This is a genomic window from Halopseudomonas bauzanensis (assembly GCF_900114735.1).
Lineage (GTDB): Bacteria > Pseudomonadota > Gammaproteobacteria > Pseudomonadales > Pseudomonadaceae > Halopseudomonas > Halopseudomonas bauzanensis.
On sequence record NZ_FOUA01000002.1, the window covers coordinates 205,003 to 225,197 of the forward strand.

17 protein-coding genes are annotated in these 20,195 nt (G+C 61.5%); 9 read left to right on the forward strand and 8 right to left on the reverse strand.

All coding sequences use genetic code 11. From position 1 onward, the window contains the following. The first annotated feature begins 31 nt into the window (after window positions 1-31). From fmt to BM267_RS07350, 4 genes are read left to right on the forward strand one after another with little or no spacing between them, the layout of a single operon-like run. Window positions 32-985, forward strand: a complete 954-nt coding sequence (gene fmt, locus BM267_RS07335) for a methionyl-tRNA formyltransferase (RefSeq protein WP_074779043.1) — start codon at window positions 32-34, stop codon at window positions 983-985. Next, the gene (gene rsmB, locus BM267_RS07340) at window positions 982-2,325 is read left to right on the forward strand and encodes a 16S rRNA (cytosine(967)-C(5))-methyltransferase RsmB (protein ID WP_074779041.1); all 1,344 of its coding nucleotides are present in this window, start codon (window positions 982-984) and stop codon (window positions 2,323-2,325) included. Before fmt ends, rsmB begins: the two co-directional genes overlap by 4 nt. 2 nt (window positions 2,326-2,327) lie before the next feature. Continuing rightward, entirely contained in the window at window positions 2,328-3,701 is a 1,374-nt protein-coding gene (gene trkA, locus BM267_RS07345; RefSeq protein ID WP_036991578.1) for a Trk system potassium transporter TrkA, read from the forward strand. 22 nt (window positions 3,702-3,723) lie between these two features. Beyond that, window positions 3,724-5,172: a TrkH family potassium uptake protein gene (locus BM267_RS07350; RefSeq protein WP_074779039.1), complete on the forward strand. Its 1,449-nt coding sequence runs from the start codon at window positions 3,724-3,726 to the stop codon at window positions 5,170-5,172. On the opposite strand, the gene BM267_RS07355 is transcribed toward BM267_RS07350, so the two are convergent. From BM267_RS07355 to BM267_RS07380, 6 genes are read right to left on the reverse strand one after another with little or no spacing between them, the layout of a single operon-like run. Further along, the gene (locus BM267_RS07355) at window positions 5,173-5,442 is read right to left on the reverse strand and encodes a PilZ domain-containing protein (protein WP_036991581.1); all 270 of its coding nucleotides are present in this window, start codon (window positions 5,440-5,442) and stop codon (window positions 5,173-5,175) included. 35 nt (window positions 5,443-5,477) lie between these two features. Beyond that, window positions 5,478-6,365 carry a lysophospholipid acyltransferase gene (locus BM267_RS07360; protein ID WP_036991583.1) on the reverse strand — a complete coding sequence of 296 codons (888 nt, stop codon included), beginning with the start codon at window positions 6,363-6,365 and terminating at the stop codon, window positions 5,478-5,480. Between the two features lie 49 nt (window positions 6,366-6,414). Next, complete coding sequence (locus BM267_RS07365; RefSeq protein WP_074779036.1) at window positions 6,415-6,813, reverse strand: DUF1850 domain-containing protein; 399 nt, start codon at window positions 6,811-6,813, stop codon at window positions 6,415-6,417. Continuing rightward, window positions 6,810-8,831 (reverse strand): TRAP transporter permease, encoded by a 2,022-nt coding sequence (locus BM267_RS07370; protein WP_074779033.1) that lies wholly within the window; start codon window positions 8,829-8,831, stop codon window positions 6,810-6,812. The genes BM267_RS07365 and BM267_RS07370 overlap by 4 nt, the downstream gene beginning before the upstream one ends. Window positions 8,832-8,848: 17 nt before the next feature. Further along, window positions 8,849-9,802 (reverse strand): TAXI family TRAP transporter solute-binding subunit, encoded by a 954-nt coding sequence (locus tag BM267_RS07375; protein WP_074779031.1) that lies wholly within the window; start codon window positions 9,800-9,802, stop codon window positions 8,849-8,851. Window positions 9,803-9,817: 15 nt separating this feature from the next. Continuing rightward, window positions 9,818-10,402, reverse strand: coding sequence for a DNA-3-methyladenine glycosylase I (locus tag BM267_RS07380; RefSeq protein WP_074779275.1), 585 nt, complete (start codon window positions 10,400-10,402; stop codon window positions 9,818-9,820). A gap of 128 nt (window positions 10,403-10,530) precedes the next feature. On the opposite strand from BM267_RS07380, the gene ppnN reads away from it, so the two are divergent. The 5 genes from ppnN (at window position 10,531) to BM267_RS07405 (ending at window position 16,417) form a co-directional block, all read left to right on the forward strand. Beyond that, a complete protein-coding gene (gene ppnN, locus BM267_RS07385; RefSeq protein ID WP_074779029.1) occupies window positions 10,531-11,901 on the forward strand; it encodes a nucleotide 5'-monophosphate nucleosidase PpnN in 1,371 nt (456 codons plus the stop codon). 245 nt (window positions 11,902-12,146) lie between these two features. Then, a complete protein-coding gene (glyQ, locus tag BM267_RS07390; RefSeq protein WP_036991591.1) occupies window positions 12,147-13,094 on the forward strand; it encodes a glycine--tRNA ligase subunit alpha in 948 nt (315 codons plus the stop codon). Then, window positions 13,094-15,148, forward strand: coding sequence for a glycine--tRNA ligase subunit beta (gene glyS, locus BM267_RS07395; protein WP_074779273.1), 2,055 nt, complete (start codon window positions 13,094-13,096; stop codon window positions 15,146-15,148). Before glyQ ends, glyS begins: the two co-directional genes overlap by 1 nt. Further along, window positions 15,145-15,678, forward strand: a complete 534-nt coding sequence (gmhB, locus tag BM267_RS07400; RefSeq protein WP_036991593.1) for a D-glycero-beta-D-manno-heptose 1,7-bisphosphate 7-phosphatase — start codon at window positions 15,145-15,147, stop codon at window positions 15,676-15,678. Before glyS ends, gmhB begins: the two co-directional genes overlap by 4 nt. A gap of 4 nt (window positions 15,679-15,682) precedes the next feature. Beyond that, complete coding sequence (locus BM267_RS07405; RefSeq protein WP_036991595.1) at window positions 15,683-16,417, forward strand: lysophospholipid acyltransferase family protein; 735 nt, start codon at window positions 15,683-15,685, stop codon at window positions 16,415-16,417. Between the two features lie 248 nt (window positions 16,418-16,665). Here BM267_RS07405 and gyrB read toward each other — a convergent pair whose 3' ends face one another. Together gyrB and recF are read right to left on the reverse strand one after the other, a co-directional pair. After that, window positions 16,666-19,080, reverse strand: a complete 2,415-nt coding sequence (gene gyrB, locus BM267_RS07410) for a DNA topoisomerase (ATP-hydrolyzing) subunit B (protein WP_074779027.1) — start codon at window positions 19,078-19,080, stop codon at window positions 16,666-16,668. A gap of 19 nt (window positions 19,081-19,099) precedes the next feature. Further along, window positions 19,100-20,194 carry a DNA replication/repair protein RecF gene (recF, locus tag BM267_RS07415; RefSeq protein ID WP_074779025.1) on the reverse strand — a complete coding sequence of 365 codons (1,095 nt, stop codon included), beginning with the start codon at window positions 20,192-20,194 and terminating at the stop codon, window positions 19,100-19,102. Window position 20,195 lies beyond the last annotated feature (1 nt).

Sequence of the window (20,195 nt, forward strand, 5' to 3'; positions counted from 1 at the left end):
GTAGCGCTTGCCGAGCCAACAAGGCCATTTCATGAACAGCTCTGATCTTCGCATCGTTTTCGCCGGCACCCCGGAATTTGCCGCCGCCCATCTGCAGGCACTGCTGCAAGCCGGCCTGAATATCATCGCCGTCTACAGCCAGCCGGATCGGCCGGCCGGGCGCGGTCAGAAGCTGGCCATGAGCGCAGTCAAAACGCTGGCGCTCAAACATGAGCTGCCGGTGTACCAGCCGGTTTCCCTGCGTGCGCCCGAGGCCCAGGCCGAACTGGCCGCGCTGCAGCCGGATCTGCTGATCGTCGTCGCCTACGGCTTGATCCTGCCCCAGGCGGTACTGGACATCCCGCGGCTGGGCTGCATCAACAGCCATGCTTCGCTGCTGCCACGCTGGCGCGGTGCCGCGCCCATTCAGCGGGCCATCGAAGCCGGTGACAACACCAGCGGCGTAACCGTGATGCGCATGGAGGCGGGGCTGGATACCGGGCCGATGCTGCTTAAGGTGAACACACCAATCAGCGCCGCGGATACCGGCGGCAGTCTGCACGACCGCCTCGCCGAGCTGGGGCCACAGGCGGTATTGCAGGCCATCGATGGCCTGGCCGCCGGGACGCTGGACGGCGAGGTGCAGGATGATGACCTCGCTACCTACGCACACAAGCTCGGCAAGACCGATGCGCGCATCGACTGGGCCCGCCCGGCGACCGAACTGGATCGCCTGATCCGCGCCTTCAATCCCTGGCCGCTGGCCCATGCCCGCTGGCAGGATCAGCCGCTGAAAGTCTGGGCGGCCCAGCCGGAAGCCGGTACCGGCCAGCCCGGCGAAATTCTCGATTGCAGCAAGCAGGGCCTGTTGGTCGCCTGCGGTGACGGTGCCCTGCGCCTGACCCGGCTGCAACTGCCCGGTGGCAAGCCGCTGGCCTTTGCCGATCTGTACAACGCCCGGCGCGAGCAGTTCGCCCCAGGCCAGTTGCTGGCCAACGGTCAATGAGTCCGCGCCTGGCCGCGGCCAATGCGCTGGCTACCGTGATGGCCGGCAAGGCATCACTGGGCAGCAGCCTGCCGGCACAGCTCAAGCAGGTAGTGCCGCGTGACCATGCCCTGGCCCGGGAACTGGCGCTGGGTACCGCGCGCTGGTTTCAGCGCCTCGACGGCCTGGCCGGTCATCTGTTGCAGAAACCGCTGAAAGCCGCCGACCGCGACCTGCATGCCCTGCTGCTGATCGGCATGTACCAGTTGCTGTACACCCGGGTGCCACCCCATGCAGCCATTGCCGAGACCGTGCAGCTGGCCGTCACCCTGAAGAAAACCTGGGCCAAGGGCATGCTCAATGCCGTACTGCGTCGTACCCAGCGCGAGGGTGTCGCCCTGCTGACAGAACTGGAGCACGACCCGGTGATTCGCGTCTCCCATCCGCGGTGGCTGCAGAAGACCTTCAAGCAGGTCTGGCCACAGCACTGGGAAGCGCTCTGTGCGGCCAATAATCTGCACCCACCGATGACCCTACGGGTCAATCGGCGGCAGACCAGCCGCGATGCCTATTTGCAAGAGTTGCAGCAGGCCGCCATCGCGGCCACGCCCTGCCCATTCAGCGCCGACGGGGTAACTCTGGCTCAGGCCTGTGATGTGCAGCAGCTGCCCGGTTTTGCCACCGGCGCGGCCAGCGTGCAGGACGAGGCGGCCCAACTGGCGGCGCCGCTGCTGGAGCTGCTGCCCGGCCAGCGGGTACTGGACGCCTGCTGCGCCCCCGGTGGCAAGACCTGCCATATTCTCGAATTGCAGCCCGGGCTGCAGGAAGTCGTAGCGCTGGATCTGGAGCCGGCCCGGCTCGAACGGGTGCGAGACAATCTGCAGCGCCTGGGCCTGAGTGCAACTCTCAAGGCGGCCGATGGGCGCGATCTGAACGCCTGGTGGGACGGGCAGCCCTTCGATCGCATTCTGCTGGATGCGCCCTGCTCGGCCACCGGCGTGATCCGTCGCCATCCCGATATCAAGCTGACCCGCCAGCCGGACGACATCGCCGCACTGGCCGCGCTGCAGGGCGAACTGCTCGATCAGGTATGGCGCACCCTGGCGGTCGGCGGCATTCTGGTCTATGCCACCTGCTCGGTATTGCCACAGGAGAATACCCAGGTGATCGACGCCTTTCTGGCCCGCCAATCAGGCGCCCGCCAACTTCCCATTGCGGGCCCTTACGGTCTCGAGCAGCCCTGCGGACGGCAGTTGCTGCCCCAGCCGGATGGCCACGATGGTTTCTATCTGGCCAAATTGTTGAAAATCGCCAATAACGCACCGGCCAGCAGCTACACTGGGCCCGACAGCAGGGACTAGCCATGAAGATCATCATTCTCGGTGCGGGTCAGGTCGGCAGCAGCCTGGCCGCTGAACTGGCCAGCGAAGCCAACGACATCACGGTGGTGGATACCGACACGGTACGTCTGCGCGCTCTGGGCGATCGCCTGGATATCCGCACGGTGCAGGGACGCGGCTCGCTGCCGACCGTCATGCGCCAGGCGGGGGCTGATGATGCGGACATGCTGATCGCCGTCACCAGCAGTGACGAAACCAACATGATTGCCTGCCAGGTGGCCTACACCCTGTTTCGTACCCCGACCAAGATTGCCCGCATCCGCGAGTCGGCGTACCTCATCCGCGGTGAGCTGTTCCAGAACGAAGCCATTCCCATCGACGTGCTGATCAGTCCCGAGCAGGCCGTCACCACTTATATCAAGCGGCTGATTCAGAATCCCGGCGCGCTGCAGGTACTGGATTTTGCCGGCGGCAAGGTGCAGCTGGTGGCAGTGCGGGCCTATTACGGCGGCCCTTTGGTGGGCCAGGAGCTGCGCTATCTGCGCCAGCACATGCCCAATGTGGATACCCGGGTGGCGGCCATCTTTCGCCGCGACCGGCCAATCACCCCCCAGGGGGATACCGTCATCGAAGCCGATGACGAGGTGTTCTTCCTTGCCGCCTCGCAGGATATCCGCGCGGTGATGAGTGAACTGCGCCGAGTTGAAAAGAGCCACAAGACCATCATGATCGCAGGTGGCGGCAACATCGGCGAACGCCTGGCCGAGGCCATCGAAACCCGTTACCGGGTGAAAATCATCGAGAACAACCGGGCCCGCGCCGATTACCTGTCGCAAAACCTGGAAAAGGCTATCGTGCTGTATGGCAGCGCCTCAGACCAGGAGCTGCTGGTGGAGGAGAATATCGAGGAAGTCGATATCTTCTGTGCGGTGACCAACGACGATGAGGCCAACATCATGTCTTCGATGCTGGCCAAGCGGCTCGGGGCACGCAAGGTGATGGCGCTGATCAACAATCCGGCTTATGTGGATCTGGTGCAGGGCGGCCAGATCGATATCGCCATCTCACCTTCGCAGACCACCATCGGCACATTGCTGACGCACGTTCGTCGCGGCGATATCGTCAATGTCTACTCGCTGCGCCGCGGCGCAGCGGAAGCCATCGAAGTGGTCGCCCATGGTGACGCCCGCTCCTCCAAGGTGGTGGGCAAGGCAATCAGCGAGATCAGATTGCCGCCGGGCACCACCATCGGCGCGGTGGTGCGCAAGGAGGAGGTACTGATTGCCCACGACGCCACGGTGATCGAATCCGAGGATCATGTGATCCTGTTCGTTATCGACAAGAAGCACATCCGCGATGTCGAGCGGTTGTTCCAGGTCGGGCTGACCTTCCTCTGACTCGGCACAGGTAAGCGAGCGCATGCAGTATTCCCAGATCCAGCGCATCCTCGGCATCCTGCTGATGCTGTTTTCCACCAGCATGCTGCCGGCCGCCGCGGTCGGCTTCCATTATGGCGAGCATGCGCGGGAGGCGTTCCTGGTTGGCTTTGCCATCACTCTGGTCATCGGCCTGCTGGTGTGGTTGCCAGTGCGCCACCGGCGCAACGAATTGCGTACCCGCGATGGCTACCTGATCACCGTGCTGTTCTGGCTGGTACTGGGGTTGTTCGGGGCGGTGCCGCTGTACCTGCTGGAGTTGCCCGATCTGACGGTAGCCGATGCGGTGTTCGAATCCTTTTCCGGGCTGACCACCACCGGCGCCACGGTGATTACCGGGCTGGATACCCTGCCACGCTCCTTGCTGTTCTATCGACAGCAGCTGCAATGGTTCGGCGGCATGGGCATCATCGTGCTGGCGGTCGCCATCCTGCCGCTGCTGGGCGTCGGCGGCATGCAGCTGTATCGCGCCGAAATGCCTGGCCCGCTGAAGGAAAACAAGCTGACCCCGCGCATAGCCGAAACCGCCAAGGTGCTCTGGTTCATCTACACCGGTCTGACGCTGGCCTGTGCCGGCGCCTACTGGTTGGCCGGAATGTCGTTGTTCGATGCTATTGGCCACAGCTTTTCGACAGTGGCCATCGGCGGCTTCTCTACCCACGATGCCAGTATCGGTTATTACGATAGTCCGCTCATCGAGCTGATCTGCGTGCTGTTTATGGTCATCTCGGGGATCAATTTCGCCCTGCACTTCACCGCCTGGCGTTTTCGCTCGATCCGCAGCTACTGGCAGGATCCCGAGTGCCGGACCTATCTGCTGATCCTGCTGGGACTGTTCGTCATCAGCGCCGCGCTGCTGAGCTACTCCCAATACTACGATGTCGCTTCGTCACTGCGCTTTGCCGCTTTCCAGACGGTGTCCATTGCCACTACCACCGGTTTCACCGTCACCGACTTCGCCTCCTGGCCCTCGGTGCTGCCGTTCATGCTGCTGTATGCCAGCTTCGTCGGCGCCTGTGCCGGTTCCACCGGTGGCGGCATGAAGGTGATCCGCGTGGTGCTGGTATTCAAGCAGGGCGTGCGGGAGATCAAGCGGCTGCTGCATACCAACGGGGTATTTCCGGTCAAGCTGGGCAGCAAGCCGGTGGGCGATCGGGTAGTGGAAGCGGTATGGGGATTCTGCTCGGTGTATGTGTTCACCTTCGCCCTGCTGTTCCTGCTGCTGCTCGGCACCGGCCTGGACTTTGTTACCGCTTTCTCGGCGCTGACCGCCTGCATGAACAACCTGGGTCCGGGGCTGGGCGACGTGGCCGCGCACTACGGCGACATGACGGCGACGGTCAAATGGATTCTCAGCTTCGCCATGCTGCTGGGCCGTCTGGAAGTCTTCACCCTGCTGGTGTTGCTGACGCCGATGTTCTGGCGGCGCTGATCAGGCCTCGTCGAGAAAGGCCAGGCCTACACCTTGGCCTGGCACCACCCGCTGGATCACCATACGCAGGACCGGCGCCTCGATCGGCATGTCCTGCACCTGCCCGGTAACCTCATCGCCGACGGCCAGCGCGGCCAGGTCAGGATGTTCGACGAAGACGCCGCCATCGGACAGGTCCCGGGTCTGGGCGGTCAGCGAGCCGATCGCCGGATGGGTGATCTTGATCCGGCACTTCATCATCGTCCGTGGATATTGCCGTTGGTTGCTCATGGAGTGCTGTCCTTGTCATTTGCTACCGGTTCAGTTCAATACCATTTCTTTTCGCCGGCGGGGCGTTTCTTGAAGCGTTTCATGCTCCACATGTACTGGCTGGGCCAGCGCCGCACGTAGCTCTCGATGCAGGCGCTCATCGCCGCCACCGCCTCGGTTTCATCCTCGCTGTAGAGCGCCGCGGGGGCACGCTCGACGATCACCTTGAAGCCGCTGTGATCAGGCAGGCGTACGCAATGCAGGAACACGCCGTTGGCCGCACCGCCCTTGAGCAGGCCAGGCACGAATTTGCTGGTCAACGCCTGGATACCGAAGAAGGGCACGAACAGGCCGCTCTTCAGCGCCGGCTCCGGGTCGGCGGGAATACCAACCGCGCCACCCCGACGCACCTCGCGCATGACGCTGATGATGCCTTCGCGGGTGGACGCCGCCACCTTGTTACCCAACTGGGTGCGCTGTTTCTGCAACAACTCATCCACCGCCTTCTGCTTGGGTGGGCGATAGAAGATGATCGGTGAGCATTTCAGGCAATACCAGTGGTTGAGCACTTCCCAGTTGCCCAGATGACTGGTGATGCCGACCAGCCCCTTGCCCTCGGCCAGCGCTTCATCGAGCAGCTGCTCGCCTTCCACTTCCTTGATCAGGGCCACGGTTTTCTGCGGACTCCACATCCAGGCACAGGCACTTTCGGCGAAGCTGCGACCGATATTGACCAGCGTCTCGCCGACCAGCCGTTCCCGCTCGGCGGGTGGCAGTTCCGGCAGGCAATGGGCGAAGTTGATGCGTACCACGTCACGCGACCGGTTCGGCAGCTTCCACATCAGCCAGCCCACCGCCGCTCCGAGGCGCTGCGCCACGCCGAAGGGCAGTAACGCGAACAGTTTGAGAAACCCCACCGTGATAGCGCCCTTGAGCCTTTTCACTCACCACTCTCCAACCTGAAAAAACGCCATTGTAGCCTGCGCACTGGCATCAGCCCACCGACGGCTGACAACTCCACAATTCCACCACCGGTCGCTGCGGGCTCGGTGGCCCCAGCCAATCGGCCAGGGGCCGACAGCCAGCTTCGCTGCATAACTGGTAATCGCCCACCGCCGGGGCATCGCTGCGCCCCAGCCGCAGCGGCTGCAATGCCGGTAGCTGCGGCCGATAATGCCAGCTGCCATCACGCAATATGGCGTCCTGCGGAATATCCATCCCGGCGCCACTGCCGCGGATTCGCGCCTCGCGCAGCAGCAGGCCAGCCGGGTCGAGCTGATAGTCCTCCTCCCACCGGATCTTCTCCACACTGTGCTGCCAGGCCAGGGTGAACTCGGCCAGCGGCAGCTGCGCCCAGATCACCCCGGCCAAGCCGAGACACAGCGCATTCATGCCGGACTGCGCACGCGCCGTGACCGCCACCAGTGCTGCGCAAGAAAGAGCAGACCCAGGGCGAAACCCAGTTCATCGGTAATCGGCAAAGCCAGGACCATCAACGCGCCAGCAGCGAAGCCCAGCAGTTTTTCCCACCAGACCAGCGGGCGCAGGCAATAGCCGGTGAAGACGATACCCCACAGGCCGATGGCGAAGCCCGCCTTGACCAGCATGTACAGCACCGCCGACCAGTCCCCGCCCTGCATCATCAGCGCCGGGCTGTAGACTGCCATGAACGGCACGACGAAGCCGGCGACGGCGATGCGCACCGCCCACAGGCTGATTTTCAAACCGTTCTCCCGGGCGATCGGCGCTGCGGCAAAGCAGGCCAGCGCCACCGGTGGGGTCAGGTCAGCCATGATGCCGAAATAGAACACGAACATGTGCGAGACGATCAGCGGCACGCCCAGATCCAGCAACGCCGGCGCGGCAATGGAACTGGTGATGATGTAATTGGGGATCGTCGGAATGCCCATGCCCAACACCAGACAGGTGAGCATGGTCAGCAGCAGCGACAGGAACAGACTGTCCTGACCCACGGCGAGAATGTAACCGGCAAAGGTCGAGGCCACCCCGGTCAGCGAGACGATGCCGATGATCACCCCCACCAGCACACAGGCAATGCCCACCGGCACCGCATGGCGCGCCCCTTCAACCAGCGCGTGCAAACAGATCAGCAGGGTGTCGCGCCCCCCCTTGATGAACCAGCAAGCCACTACCAGCGCACCAATGACCCCGAAGATGACACCGATCCCCAACTGGAAGAAACCGGCGCAGAGAATCCCCAGCACAATCCAGAACACCACCCGCAGTGCGGTGGATGACAATCGCAGAATCAATGCCGAGCCAAGAATCACGATAGCGGTCAGCGCCAGCCCCACGGTTCCGGCAAACATGGGCGTGCGCCCGGAGAACAGCAGCCAGATCAATATGATCAGCGGAATCAGCAGAAACCAGCGCTGACGGACCGCATCCCAGGCACTGGGGCATTCATCCTTCGGCAAGCCATTGAGTTTCGAGCGTCTGGCTTCCAGATGGACCATCCAGAATACCGAGCCGAAATACAGCAGGGCCGGTATCAACGCCGCCTTGGCTACCTCGACATAGGGCACGTTGATGGTCTCGGCCATGATGAAAGCCACCGCCCCCATGACCGGCGGCATGATCTGGCTGCCCATGCTGGACGTGGACTCGACACCGCCGGCAAAGGCCGCCCGATAACCGAAACGCTTCATCAGTGGAATGGTGAACTGGCCGGTGGTCACCACGTTGGCTACCCCGGAGCCAGTGATAGTGCCCATCAGCGCCGACGAGACCACCGATACCTTGGCCGGTCCACCGGCCCGGTGGCCGAACAGGCCCATGGCGAAATCGGTAAACAGGCGGATCATCCCGGCCTGCTCCAGGAACGAACCGAACAGGATGAACAGGAAGATATAGGTGGCCGAGACGTAGGTGGGCGTGCCGTACAGCCCTTCGGTGCCGAAGGACAGCTGGTTGACCACCTGATCCAGCCCGTATCCCCGGTGCGCCAGATCGCCGGGCAGATGGTTGCCGAACAGTCCATAGGCCAGGAACAGCCCACAGATGATCGGCAGGGCAATCCCCATCACGCGCCGCGCCGCCTCGAAGACCAGCACGATCAGCACCAGGCCAACCACCATGTCCAGGCTGGTCAGGTCACCCGATCGCTGGATCAGATCCGCTTCGAAATACCACTGATAGAAAAAGGTCGCCATGCCCGCCAGCGCCAGCACCCAGGCGAGCGGCTGCCAGGGGCGCGCCTTGCCGCGCAGCGGATAGCTCAGATACACCAACATCAGCAGAAAGCCGACGTGCCCCGCCCGCAACACCTGGGTGGACACGGGGTGAAAAGCGGCGGTGATGATCTGGTAGCAGGAAAACAACAACGCCACATAGAACAGCGCCTTGGGCCACTCGGCGGGGCTCGCGTGGAGCCCCTGGTATTCACTCATAGACTACTCCCTGCTACCTATTCCAGAACACCCGCTTCCCGGTAGAACCGCTCGGCGCCAGGATGCAGGGGAATCGGCAGGTTCTGCGCCGCACTCTCCAGCTTGATTGCCTTGGCGGCAGCATGGGCGTTGCCCAGGGCATCCAGGTTGTCGAAGATCAGCTTGGTCATCTGATAGGCGACTTCTTCGTCGACCTTTTCGTGGCTGACCAGGATATTGGTGATGCCCACAGTGGGTACGTCCTCGTCCTGACCATCATAGGTACCGGCCGGAATCACGCCCGGTTGATAGGCCGGATTGTTGATCTTCTCCACTACATCGCCGGGAATGGCGACGAAATTCACCGGCATGGTGCTGGCCAGGTCACGAATGGCCGCCATGCCCAGACCGGAGGACTGAAGGGTGGCGTCCAGCTGGCGATTCTTGATCAACTCGACGGATTCGGCATAGGGCAGGAATTCGACCCGACGCATATCCTCGTAGCTCAGCCCGGCGGCAGCGAAGATCGCCCGGGCATTGAGTTCGGTACCGGACTTGGGCGCACCGACCGAAATACGCTTGCCCTTGAGGTCTTCCAGGGTCTTGATGCCGGACTCTGCACTGGCGACCACCTGAATATAGTTATTGTAGGTTCCGGCAATCGCCCGCAGCCGCTTGAGTGGCGCCTTGAAGCCCGCGTCCTCGACACCATTCCAGGCATCGGCGACCGAGTCGCCGAGGGCGAAGGCGAGTTCACCGCGGCCGGACTGCAGCAGGTTGAGGTTCTCCACCGAGGCCTTGGTGGCCTGCACCGAGGGCCGGGCGCCGTCGATCTGCCCGTACAGCTGGGAGATGGCCACACCGATCGGGTAATACACCCCGCTGGTGCCGCCCGTGAGCACATTGATATAGGTGGGTGCGGCGAATACCGCGGTGGTGGCGGTCAGCGCCGCGGCAGCGGCCAGCAGACTCAGTCGTTTGGTCAATTGCATGGATGTTCTCCATCATTATTGTTGTTTGACAGTAGCAGCTCCGCCAGCCAGTTCGGCATGGCGGAAACAATCCAGAGTATGGTCCATAACCATGCCGGTCGCCTGCATGAACGCATAACAGATGGTCGGTCCGACAAAACTGAAGCCGGCCTGCTTCAATGCCTTGCTCATGGCCTGGGCCTCGGTGGTGATGGCTGGCACCTCGGCATGGACAGCAAAATGGTTGATCAGCGGCTGGCCGCCGACGAACTGCCAGAGCCAGGCAGCGGGGTCCGTCTGCTCGGCCAGGGCCAGCCAGGCCCGGGCATTCTGTCGCGCCGCATGCACCTTGAGGCGATTGCGGATGATACCGGGGTCCAACATCAACTCCTGCAGATCGGCATCGGTCTGCGCCGCCATGAACTGCGCATCGAACCCCTGATAGACCTGCCGGTAACGCTCGCGCTTCTTCAGAATGGTGATCCAGGACAGGCCCGCCTGAAAGCCATCAAGCAGGAGCTTCTCGAACAGCCGCTGGGCATCGTATTCGGGCACGCCCCATTCCTGGTCGTGATAAGCCTGGTAGATCGGGTCCGCGGAACACCAATGGCAGCGGGACAGGTCGTTGCGGGATGATTTCAAGGCGGTGCTCCTGATTACCGGTCGAAACAGTTTATACCAGCTCCCGTTGTATCGGCCGGGTAGCTGTAGCGTAAGATGGGGTATCCATTTTCAACGCGGAAGCGATAATGCCTAGACACGTCGTCAATGTTTCAGTTACTCCCCGGGGCAGTATGGAAATCCTGTCCCAGCGTGAAGTCCAGCAGTTGAGTGAAGCCGGTTCCGGCAGCACCTATCAGTTGTTCCGCCAGTGTGCGTTGGCCATCCTCAATACCGGTGCCCGGGTCGATAACGCCAAGACCATCCTCGAAGCCTATGCCGATTTCGAGGTGCATATCCACCAGCTCGATCGCGGCGTCAGCCTGGAATTACGCAACGCGCCAGCCGATGCCTTTGTCGATGGCCAGATGATTTCCAGTACCCGGGAAATGCTGTTCAGCGCCCTGCGCGATATCGTCTACACCGAGAGTGAATTGCGCAACCAGCGGGTGGACCTGAGTACCTCCAATGGCATCACCGATTACGTCTTTCACCTGCTGCGCAACGCCCGCACGCTGACGCCCGGCGTGGAGCCCAGGATGGTGGTGTGCTGGGGCGGGCACTCGATCAATACCGAGGAATACAAATACACCAAGAAGGTCGGCCACGAGCTGGGCCTGCGCAATATGGATATCTGCACCGGTTGCGGCCCGGGCGTGATGAAGGGACCGATGAAGGGCGCAACCATTGCCCATGCCAAGCAGCGCGTCATCGATGGCCGTTACCTGGGCCTGACCGAACCGGGCATCATTGCCGCCGAGGCGCCCAACCCCATCGTCAACGAGTTGGTGATCCTGCCGGATATCGAAAAGCGCCTGGAAGCCTTCGTTCGGGTCGGCCACGGTATCATCATCTTCCCCGGCGGCGTCGGCACCGCCGAAGAGTTCCTCTATCTGCTGGGTATTCTGCTGCACCCGGACAACAGCGAACTGCCATTCCCGCTGATCCTGACCGGACCGCAGGAGTCGGCTGGCTACCTGCAGCAATTGCATGAATTTGTCGGTGCCACGCTCGGCTCGCAGGCCCAGGCGCGCTACGAGATCATCATCGAGGATCCGGTGCTGGTGGCGCGCAAGATGAAGCAGGGCCTGGCAGAGGTGGAGCGCTTCCGCCGCGAACGCAGTGATGCCTTCCATTTCAACTGGTTGCTGAAGATTGAAGAGGGCTTCCAGCGGCCCTTCGATCCGACCCACGAAAACATGGCCAACCTGGAGCTGCGCCGCAGCACCCCGCCCCATGAACTGGCGGCCAACTTGCGTCGAGCGTTCTCCGGCATCGTCGCCGGCAACGTCAAGGACAAGGGCATCCGCTTGATCGAGCAATACGGGCCCTACGAGATCCATGGTGATCCGGAGATCATGCAGCCACTGGAGGCACTGTTGACCGCCTTCGTCGAACAGCAGCGGATGAAGCTACCCAACGGTAGCGCCTATCAGCCGTCCTACCGGGTCGTCAGCTGAGTGGATCAGGAGAGCCCCCCTGGGAGGTTCGAGCACCAGCTCGTACCAGGACTGGCCGGCAGCCATGGTGTTGCCGGCTGACTCCGCTCATCGAGCTGGTGCTCGACGCCCCCCAGGGGCTTAGCATTGCAACGGGTGCTCGACATCTGCGCCGCCAACCAGGCGACAAATATCCCGCCATGCTGTATGCCGTCCCGCGGGGATTGTATACTTCGCCCTTTCTTCACAGTTGACCGGTGAAAAACGTGACTCAGACCAATCCCGCCGCCCAGACCTTCCAGGGCCTGATCCTCGCGCTGCAGAACTTCTGGGCGCAGCAGGGCTGTGTATTACTCCAGCCCTATGACATGGAAGTCGGTGCCGGTACCTTCCACACCGCGACCTTCCTGCGCTCCATCGGCCCGGAAAACTGGAACGCCGCCTATGTCCAGCCCAGCCGCCGCCCGGCGGATGGCCGCTATGGCGAGAACCCCAACCGTCTGCAGCATTACTACCAGTTCCAGGTAGTGCTCAAGCCGAACCCGGACAACATCCAGGAACTGTACCTGGATTCGCTGCGCCACATCGGCATCGACCCGCTGGTGCATGACATCCGCTTCGTCGAAGACAATTGGGAATCGCCAACCCTGGGCGCCTGGGGGCTGGGCTGGGAGGTCTGGCTGAACGGCATGGAAGTCACCCAGTTCACCTACTTCCAGCAGGTGGGTGGCGTTGAGTGCTATCCGGTCACCGGCGAAATCACCTACGGGCTGGAGCGCCTGGCCATGTACCTGCAGGGCGTCGACTCGGTCTACGACCTGGTCTATTCCGATGGCCCGTTCGGCAAAGTCACCTATGGCGACGTGTTCCACCAGAACGAGGTAGAGCAGTCGACCTACAATTTCGAACACGCCAATATCGACAAACTGTTCGATCTGTTCGACTTCTACGAAGGCGAAGCCAACCGCCTGACCGCAGCCGAACTGCCGCTGCCAGCCTATGAAATGGTGATGAAGGCCTCCCATACCTTCAACCTGCTGGATGCGCGCCGGGCGATATCGGTAACCGAACGCCAGCGCTACATCCTGCGCGTGCGCTCCCTGGCCCGGTCGATTGCCCAGAGCTATCTGCATGCCCGCGCCAAGCTCGGCTTCCCCATGGCCAACCCCGAACTGCGTGATGAAGTACTGGCCAAACTGAAGGAGGCCGAATGATGCTGGCACTCGATTTTCTGGTTGAACTGGGCACCGAAGAGCTGCCACCCAAGGCGCTGAAGCGCCTGGCCGAAGCTTTCCTCGAGGGTGTGGAAAAAGGTTTGAACGAAGCCGGTCTGGCCTATGAGTCCACCCGCTACTATGCCGCCCCGCGGCGCCTGGCAGTGTTCGTCGAGCAACTGGCGACCCAGCAGCCCGACCGCACCAGTCAGATGGACGGCCCGCCAGTCAAGGCGGCCTTCGATGCCGAGGGCCAGCCGACCCAGGCCGCTTTGGGCTTCGCCCGCAAATGCGGCGTGGAGTTGAGCGAACTGGATCAGAGCGGCCCGCGCCTGCGCCATGTGCAGACCATCGCCGGTCAGCCCGCTGCTGAACTGCTGCCACAGATTGTGGATAACGCCTTGGCGGCGCTGCCGATTCCCAAGCGCATGCGCTGGGGTGCCGGCAAGACCGAGTTCGTGCGTCCCACCCAGTGGCTGGTGATGTTGCAGGGCGACAGCATGATTCCCGGCGAGATCCTGTCCCAGCAGGCCGGCCGTACCTCCCTCGGTCACCGCTTCCACCATCCTGGCGAGGTGCGCATCAGCACACCGGCCAGCTATGCCGATGCCCTGCGCCAGGCCCACGTCATTGCCGACTTCGCCGAACGCCGCGAACTGATCCGCCAGCGCGTGGAACAACTGGCCGCCGAACAGCAGGGCACCGCGATCATCCCCGACGACCTGCTGGACGAAGTTACCGCCCTGGTCGAGTGGCCGGTGCCGCTGGTGTGCAGCTTCGAAGAACGGTTCCTCGACGTGCCCCAGGAAGCGCTGATTTCCACCATGCAGGACAACCAGAAGTACTTCTGCCTGCTGGATGCCAACGGCCGCCTGCTGCCGCGCTTCATCACCGTGGCCAACATCGAAAGCACCGATCCGGCGCAGATCATTGCCGGCAACGAGAAGGTCGTGCGCCCGCGGCTGACCGATGCCGAGTTCTTCTTCCAGCAGGACAAGAAACATCCGCTGGAACACAACAACCAGCGGCTGGCCAGCGTCGTATTCCAGGCCCAACTGGGCAGCGTCTACGACAAGGCCGTACGGGTGTCCAACCTGGCTGCCTTCATCGCCGAGCGCATCGGCGGCGACCCGGCCAACGCCACCCGCGCCGGGTTGCTGAGCAAATGCGATCTGGCCAGCGAAATGGTTGGCGAGTTCCCCGAGCTGCAGGGCATTGCCGGGTATTACTATGCCCAGCATGATGGCGAAGCTGAAGACGTGGCCCTGGCACTGAACGAGCAGTACATGCCACGCGGCGCCGGCGCCGAATTGCCGAGTACCCTGACCGGCGCCGCGGTAGCGCTGGCCGACAAGCTCGATACCCTGGTCGGCATCTTCGGTATCGGCATGCTGCCCACCGGCAGCAAGGACCCCTATGCCCTGCGCCGCGCCGCCCTGGGTGTGTTGCGGATCCTGATCGAGAAGCGACTGGAGCTGGATTTGCATGCCGCCTTGCAGACCGCCGTCAATCAATACGGCGCCGCCGTGAAGGGCGAAGGCTTGGTCGATCAGGTGCAGGAGTTCATCTTCGATCGCCTGCGCGCCCGCTATGAGGACGAAGGCATCGACGTGGCCGTGTACCAGTCGGTGCGGGCCGTGCACCCCCATTCGCCGCTTGATTTCGATCAGCGGGTACAGGCCGTGCAGGCTTTCCGCCGGTTGCCTGAAGCCGAAGCGTTGGCCGCAGCCAACAAGCGGGTATCCAATATCCTGGCCAAGTCCGAAGACCCGGTACCTGAGGTTATCGACCCGGCACTGCTGAACGAAGCTGCCGAGCAGACACTGGCACAAGCGGTACAAGCCGCTGAGAGCGATGTCGGGCCGCTGGCAGCCGATCGGCAGTACCAGGCCAGCCTGGAGCGCCTGGCGTCGCTGCGCGAGCCGGTGGACAGCTTCTTCGACCAGGTGCTGGTCAACGCCGAGGATCCGCAGATCAAAGCCAACCGGTACGCGCTGCTGGCTCGCCTGCGCGGCCTGTTCCTGGGTGTTGCCGATATCTCGCTGCTCGGATGAAGCTGATTATTCTCGACCGCGACGGAGTCATCAACGAAGACTCCGACGCCTTCGTCAAATCCGTAGCTGAGTGGCATCCGTTACCGGGGTCCATCGAGGCGATCGCACGGCTGAGCAAGGCGGGCTGGACAGTAGCCGTGGCTACCAACCAGTCCGGTCTGGCCCGCGGCTATTTCACTGCCCAGACGCTGGAAGCCATGCATCAGCGCCTGCGTGAGCTGGTCGCGGCACAGGGCGGGCACGTGGACCTGATCCGGCATTGCCCACATGGTCCGGATGATGGCTGCGACTGCCGCAAGCCGCTGTCAGGACTGTTCCGGCAGATCGCCGAGCATTACGCCGTCACGCTCGATGGTGTGCCCACGGTCGGCGATAGCCTGCGGGATCTGCAGGCGGGTGCGGCAGTAGGGTGTCAGCCCTATCTGGTGCGTACCGGTAAAGGTCGGGCTACTGAAGGCAAGTCACTGCCTGCCGGTACCCGTGTGTTCGATGATCTGGCCGCAGTGGCCAGTTACCTGCTGGAAACCTGACTCCATGTCCGTACTCATGGCCTTGCGCGTCACCCTGTTCTATCTGCTGTTGTCCGCCAGTGCAATCTTGTGGGCGGTGCCGATGCTGATCATCGGTCCCTTGCTGCCTTACCGCACCCGCTTCAAGTTGATTCTGGAGTGCTGGTGCCGGTTTGCCATCTGGCTGACCAAATGGCTGGTCGGTATTCGCTATGAAGTGGTCGGCCAGGAAAACATTCCCGATCAGCCCGGCGTGATTCTCTCCAATCACCAAAGCACCTGGGAAACCTTCTTCCTGCAGCAGATCTTCCGTCCACAGACCCAGCTGATCAAGAAGGAACTGCTCTACGTGCCTTTCTTCGGCTGGGCCTTCGCTCTGCTCAAGCCCATCGCCATCGACCGCAGCAAGGCGCGCAACTCCCTGCAGCAGCTCAGCCGCATCGGCGGCCAGCGCCTGCGAGCGGGCGTCTGGGTGCTGGTATTCCCCGAAGGCACCCGCGTGCTGCCCGGCAACCCGATCAAGTTCACCCGCGGCGGTAGCGCCCTGGCCTGCGCCAACAACGCTCCGGTGATCCCGGTAGCCCATAACGCCGGTGAGTTCTGGCCGCGCAACGGCTGGGGCAAGCGCCCGGGTACTGTGCAGGTGAGAATCGGGCCGGCTATCTATCCCAAAGGCCAGGACCCGCGCTCCATCGTAGAGGTCAACAAGCAGGCCGAGGCGTGGGTGAATCAGGCTATGCGGGAAATGCAGGCTGGCTGAGTTGGCTGACATTTGTTGTCAGGCGGTTTCCAACCAACAGCAACGTGAGAGCGAGTGGAAGAGGTTGGTCGGCAGGGTTGGGCCGACCGTCGGTTGCCACGGATGGCAACCGCGAGCCCACATGGATGTGTTTACGGCGTGTCGGCACAGCCCTGCCGACTAGCCTCTTCCTTGCAGTAAGACTTCCGCCACCCCCAAAAAAATCCCCAGCGGATCGCTCCAGCCGGGGATTTTTTATTCACCTGGAATCACACATCCAGGTTGGATACCGCCAATGCATTGCGCTCGATAAACTCGCGGCGCGGTTCCACGTGGTCACCCATCAGGGTGTTGAAGATCTGGTCGGCGCCGATGGCGTCTTCGATGGTGACCTGCAGCATGCGCCGGTTGTCCGGGTCCATGGTGGTTTCCCACAGCTGGTCAGCGTTCATTTCGCCCAGTCCCTTATAGCGCTGAATGGTGTGACGGCGAGCGGTTTCGTTCATCATCCATTCGATGGCTTCCTTGAAGTAGCGGATCGGCTTCTTCTTCTCACCACGCTGAATATAGGCGCCGTCTTCCAGCAGGCTCTGCAGCTTCTCGCCCAGATCCGCGATGGCACCGTAGTCGTTACTGGCAAACAGATCGCGGTTGAAGGTCACATAGCTGGTATGGCCGTGGCTGATACTTTCAACCTCGGGCAACCAGAGCTGACGTTCCTTATCCTCGCGCAAGCTGACCCGGTATTCCTGTCCGGAGCTCTCTTCTTCTTTTACCAATTTTTCAAATGGAATCAACCAGTTATCCATGAACACCTTGTCTGCCAGATTTTCTTTCGTCAGGCGCGGCACATAGATCAGCTGTTCCATCAATACCTGGGGATAGAGACGGCCCAGGCGATTGAGGGTCTTCATTACACCACGGTATTCATTGACCAGACGCTCGAGGCCTTCGCCGGTAATGCCCGGGGCGTGCTCGTTAACGTACAGGTAGGAATCCTCGAGTGCCGATTGGGTCAGATAATCCTCCAGCGCCTCATCATCCTTGAGGTACTGTTCCTGCTTACCTTTCTTGATCTTGTACAGCGGCGGCTGGGCGATGTAGATGTAGCCTTTCTCGATCAGCTCGGGCATCTGACGGAAGAAGAAGGTCAGCAGCAGAGTACGGATGTGCGCGCCGTCAACATCGGCATCGGTCATGATGATGATGTTGTGGTAACGCAGCTTTTCGATATTGAACTCGTCACGGCCAATACCACAGCCCAGTGCGGTGATCAGTGTGCCGACTTCCTGGGATGACAGCATGCGATCGAAGCGGGCCTTCTCCACGTTGAGGATCTTGCCCTTGAGCGGCAGGATTGCCTGCGTCTTGCGGTTACGGCCCTGCTTCGCAGAACCGCCCGCGGAGTCTCCTTCCACAATGTAGAGTTCGGACAGCGCGGGATCCTTTTCCTGGCAGTCGGCCAGTTTGCCGGGCAGGCCGGCGATATCCAGCGCACCCTTGCGGCGGGTCATTTCCCGCGCCTTGCGCGCAGCTTCGCGGGCCCGGGCGGCATCGATCATCTTGCCAACCACGGACTTGGCTTCGTTGGGCTTTTCCAGCAGATAGTCACTGAAGAACCTGTTCATTTCCTGTTCAACCGCGGTTTTCACCTCGGAGGAAACCAGTTTGTCCTTGGTCTGGGAAGAGAACTTGGGATCCGGCACTTTCACCGAAATGATGGCGGTGAGACCTTCACGGGCATCATCGCCGGAGGTGCTGACCTTCAGCTTCTTCAGCAGGCCTTCCTGTTCGATGTAGCTGTTCAGCGAGCGGGTCAATGCACTGCGGAAGCCCGCCAGGTGAGTACCACCATCGCGCTGGGGAATATTGTTGGTGAAGCACAGCAGGCTTTCGTTGAAACTGTCGTTCCACTGCATCGCCACTTCCACACCGATGCCGTCGTCCCGCTGTATATTGAAGTGGAATACGGAGTTGATGGTGGACTTGTTGACGTTGAGGTATTCAACGAAGGCACGCAGACCGCCTTCATAGCGGAACAGCTCGCGCTTGCCGGTACGCTCGTCAATCAGGTGGATACCCACACCCGAGTTGAGGAAGGACAGTTCCCGCAGGCGCTTGGCCAGAATGTCCCAGCTGAAACTGATGCTGGTGAAGGTTTCCGCCGAGGGTTTGAAGTGAATCTGGGTGCCGCTGCCCTCAGTGTCACCTATGGCCTCCAGAGGGGCCTGAGGGACGCCGTGACGGTAAGTTTGCTCCCATACCTTACCCGACCGCCGAATGGTCATGATCAGCTCTTCAGAGAGCGCGTTGACCACCGAAACCCCTACGCCGTGCAGCCCGCCGGATACCTTGTAGCTATTGTCATCGAATTTACCGCCGGCGTGCAGTACGGTCATGATGACCTCGGCAGCCGATACGCCTTCTTCGTGGATATCAACCGGGATACCCCGGCCATCATCCTGTACGGTAATGGATTCATCGGTATGGATGATGATGGTGATATCCGAACAGTGGCCGGCCAGCGCCTCGTCAATGGAGTTGTCCACCACCTCGAACACCATGTGATGCAGACCGGTTCCGTCGTCCGTGTCACCGATATACATGCCGGGGCGTTTACGCACCGCATCAAGGCCTTTGAGGACCTTGATACTTGATGAATCGTAAGCTCTTTCTTCGGTCATTTATAATCACTCCCAGACATTATTCAGTCTGCACAATGCGTCCATGTTCCACGTGGAACATCGACAATGGTGTATCGTTTTTCCAACAATCCTGCATTTGCTGGTCATCAACACAACTGATAAAGACCTGACACTGCAGATCTTCCAGCAGGCTGCAGAGCGCCCGGCGATGTCGTTCATCCAATTCGGACGGCAGGTCATCCACCAGAAACACTGATTCCTGGGATGCTCCCAACTGGCGTAAAAGATAGCCTTGCGCGATTTTCAACGCACAAACAACCAACTTCTGCTGCCCCCGCGATAAAATATCCACCGCGTTCATGCCTTTCACGCGTAGCCGCAAATCTGCTCGCTGAGGCCCCGACTGGGTATACCCCAGCTGACTATCGCGTTCGAACTGGTCGTCGAGCACTTGAGCCAAACCCCGCTCCTTATCCCAACCGCGATAGTAGCTAAGGGTCAGATCATCGAGCGGTAGCAATCGAGCCAGGATTTCCTCAAACACCGGCTTCAACCGCAGCAGGTAGGATCGTCTGAAATCGTCTATCCGCTCCCCGGCAGAAACCAACTCCGTTTCCCAGGGGACCAGCATCGAACGTTGTATTCTACCACGTCGCAGCAGGCTATTACGCTGTTTCAGACTTTTTTGCAAACGCTGCCATACCGGGAGGAACTGATGTTCCACGTGGAACACTCCCCAATCCAGATACTGACGGCGCTGTTTCGGCGCGCCTTCAAGCAAGCGGAAACTGTCTGGGTTGATCAGTTGTAAGGGTAGCGTTTCGGCCAGTTGTGCCGTGCTCCGCACCGTCTGCCCATCAATCCGTATCTGGTAATCGGCCTGTTTGCCGCGGGTAATGCCTATGGAACAAGCCAGACCATTGCTCAGAACGAGTTCGGCAAAAACGGTGCAGGCATCCTGACCATGTTGAATTACGGGCTGCAAGCGGGTGCTGCGAAAGGAGCGCGCCAGGCCAAGAATATGGATGGCTTCTAATAGGCTGGTCTTGCCACTACCGTTGGCGCCGGAAATGATGTTGATGCGGGGGGAAGGGTGAAGCGTCACCGGGTGCAGATTGCGCACCGCGGTGACGGTGAGTCGCTTGAGCGGCATG

Bases quoted from the DNA above. Each gene is read 5' to 3' on its own strand.
- recF (WP_074779025.1), bottom strand. From the start codon at position 20,194: ATGCCGCTCAAGCGACTCACCGTCACCGCGGTGCGCAATCTGCACCCG.
- BM267_RS07375 (WP_074779031.1), bottom strand. From the start codon at position 9,802: ATGCAATTGACCAAACGACTGAGTCTGCTGGCCGCTGCCGCGGCGCTG.
- BM267_RS07350 (WP_074779039.1), top strand. From the start codon at position 3,724: ATGCAGTATTCCCAGATCCAGCGCATCCTCGGCATCCTGCTGATGCTG.
- BM267_RS07355 (WP_036991581.1), bottom strand. From the start codon at position 5,442: ATGAGCAACCAACGGCAATATCCACGGACGATGATGAAGTGCCGGATC.
- glyS (WP_074779273.1), top strand. From the start codon at position 13,094: ATGCTGGCACTCGATTTTCTGGTTGAACTGGGCACCGAAGAGCTGCCA.
- BM267_RS07370 (WP_074779033.1), bottom strand. From the start codon at position 8,831: ATGAGTGAATACCAGGGGCTCCACGCGAGCCCCGCCGAGTGGCCCAAG.
- ppnN (WP_074779029.1), top strand. From the start codon at position 10,531: ATGCCTAGACACGTCGTCAATGTTTCAGTTACTCCCCGGGGCAGTATG.
- fmt (WP_074779043.1), top strand. From the start codon at position 32: ATGAACAGCTCTGATCTTCGCATCGTTTTCGCCGGCACCCCGGAATTT.
- gmhB (WP_036991593.1), top strand. From the start codon at position 15,145: ATGAAGCTGATTATTCTCGACCGCGACGGAGTCATCAACGAAGACTCC.
- BM267_RS07405 (WP_036991595.1), top strand. From the start codon at position 15,683: ATGTCCGTACTCATGGCCTTGCGCGTCACCCTGTTCTATCTGCTGTTG.
- rsmB (WP_074779041.1), top strand. From the start codon at position 982: ATGAGTCCGCGCCTGGCCGCGGCCAATGCGCTGGCTACCGTGATGGCC.
- trkA (WP_036991578.1), top strand. From the start codon at position 2,328: ATGAAGATCATCATTCTCGGTGCGGGTCAGGTCGGCAGCAGCCTGGCC.
- BM267_RS07365 (WP_074779036.1), bottom strand. From the start codon at position 6,813: ATGAATGCGCTGTGTCTCGGCTTGGCCGGGGTGATCTGGGCGCAGCTG.
- gyrB (WP_074779027.1), bottom strand. From the start codon at position 19,080: ATGACCGAAGAAAGAGCTTACGATTCATCAAGTATCAAGGTCCTCAAA.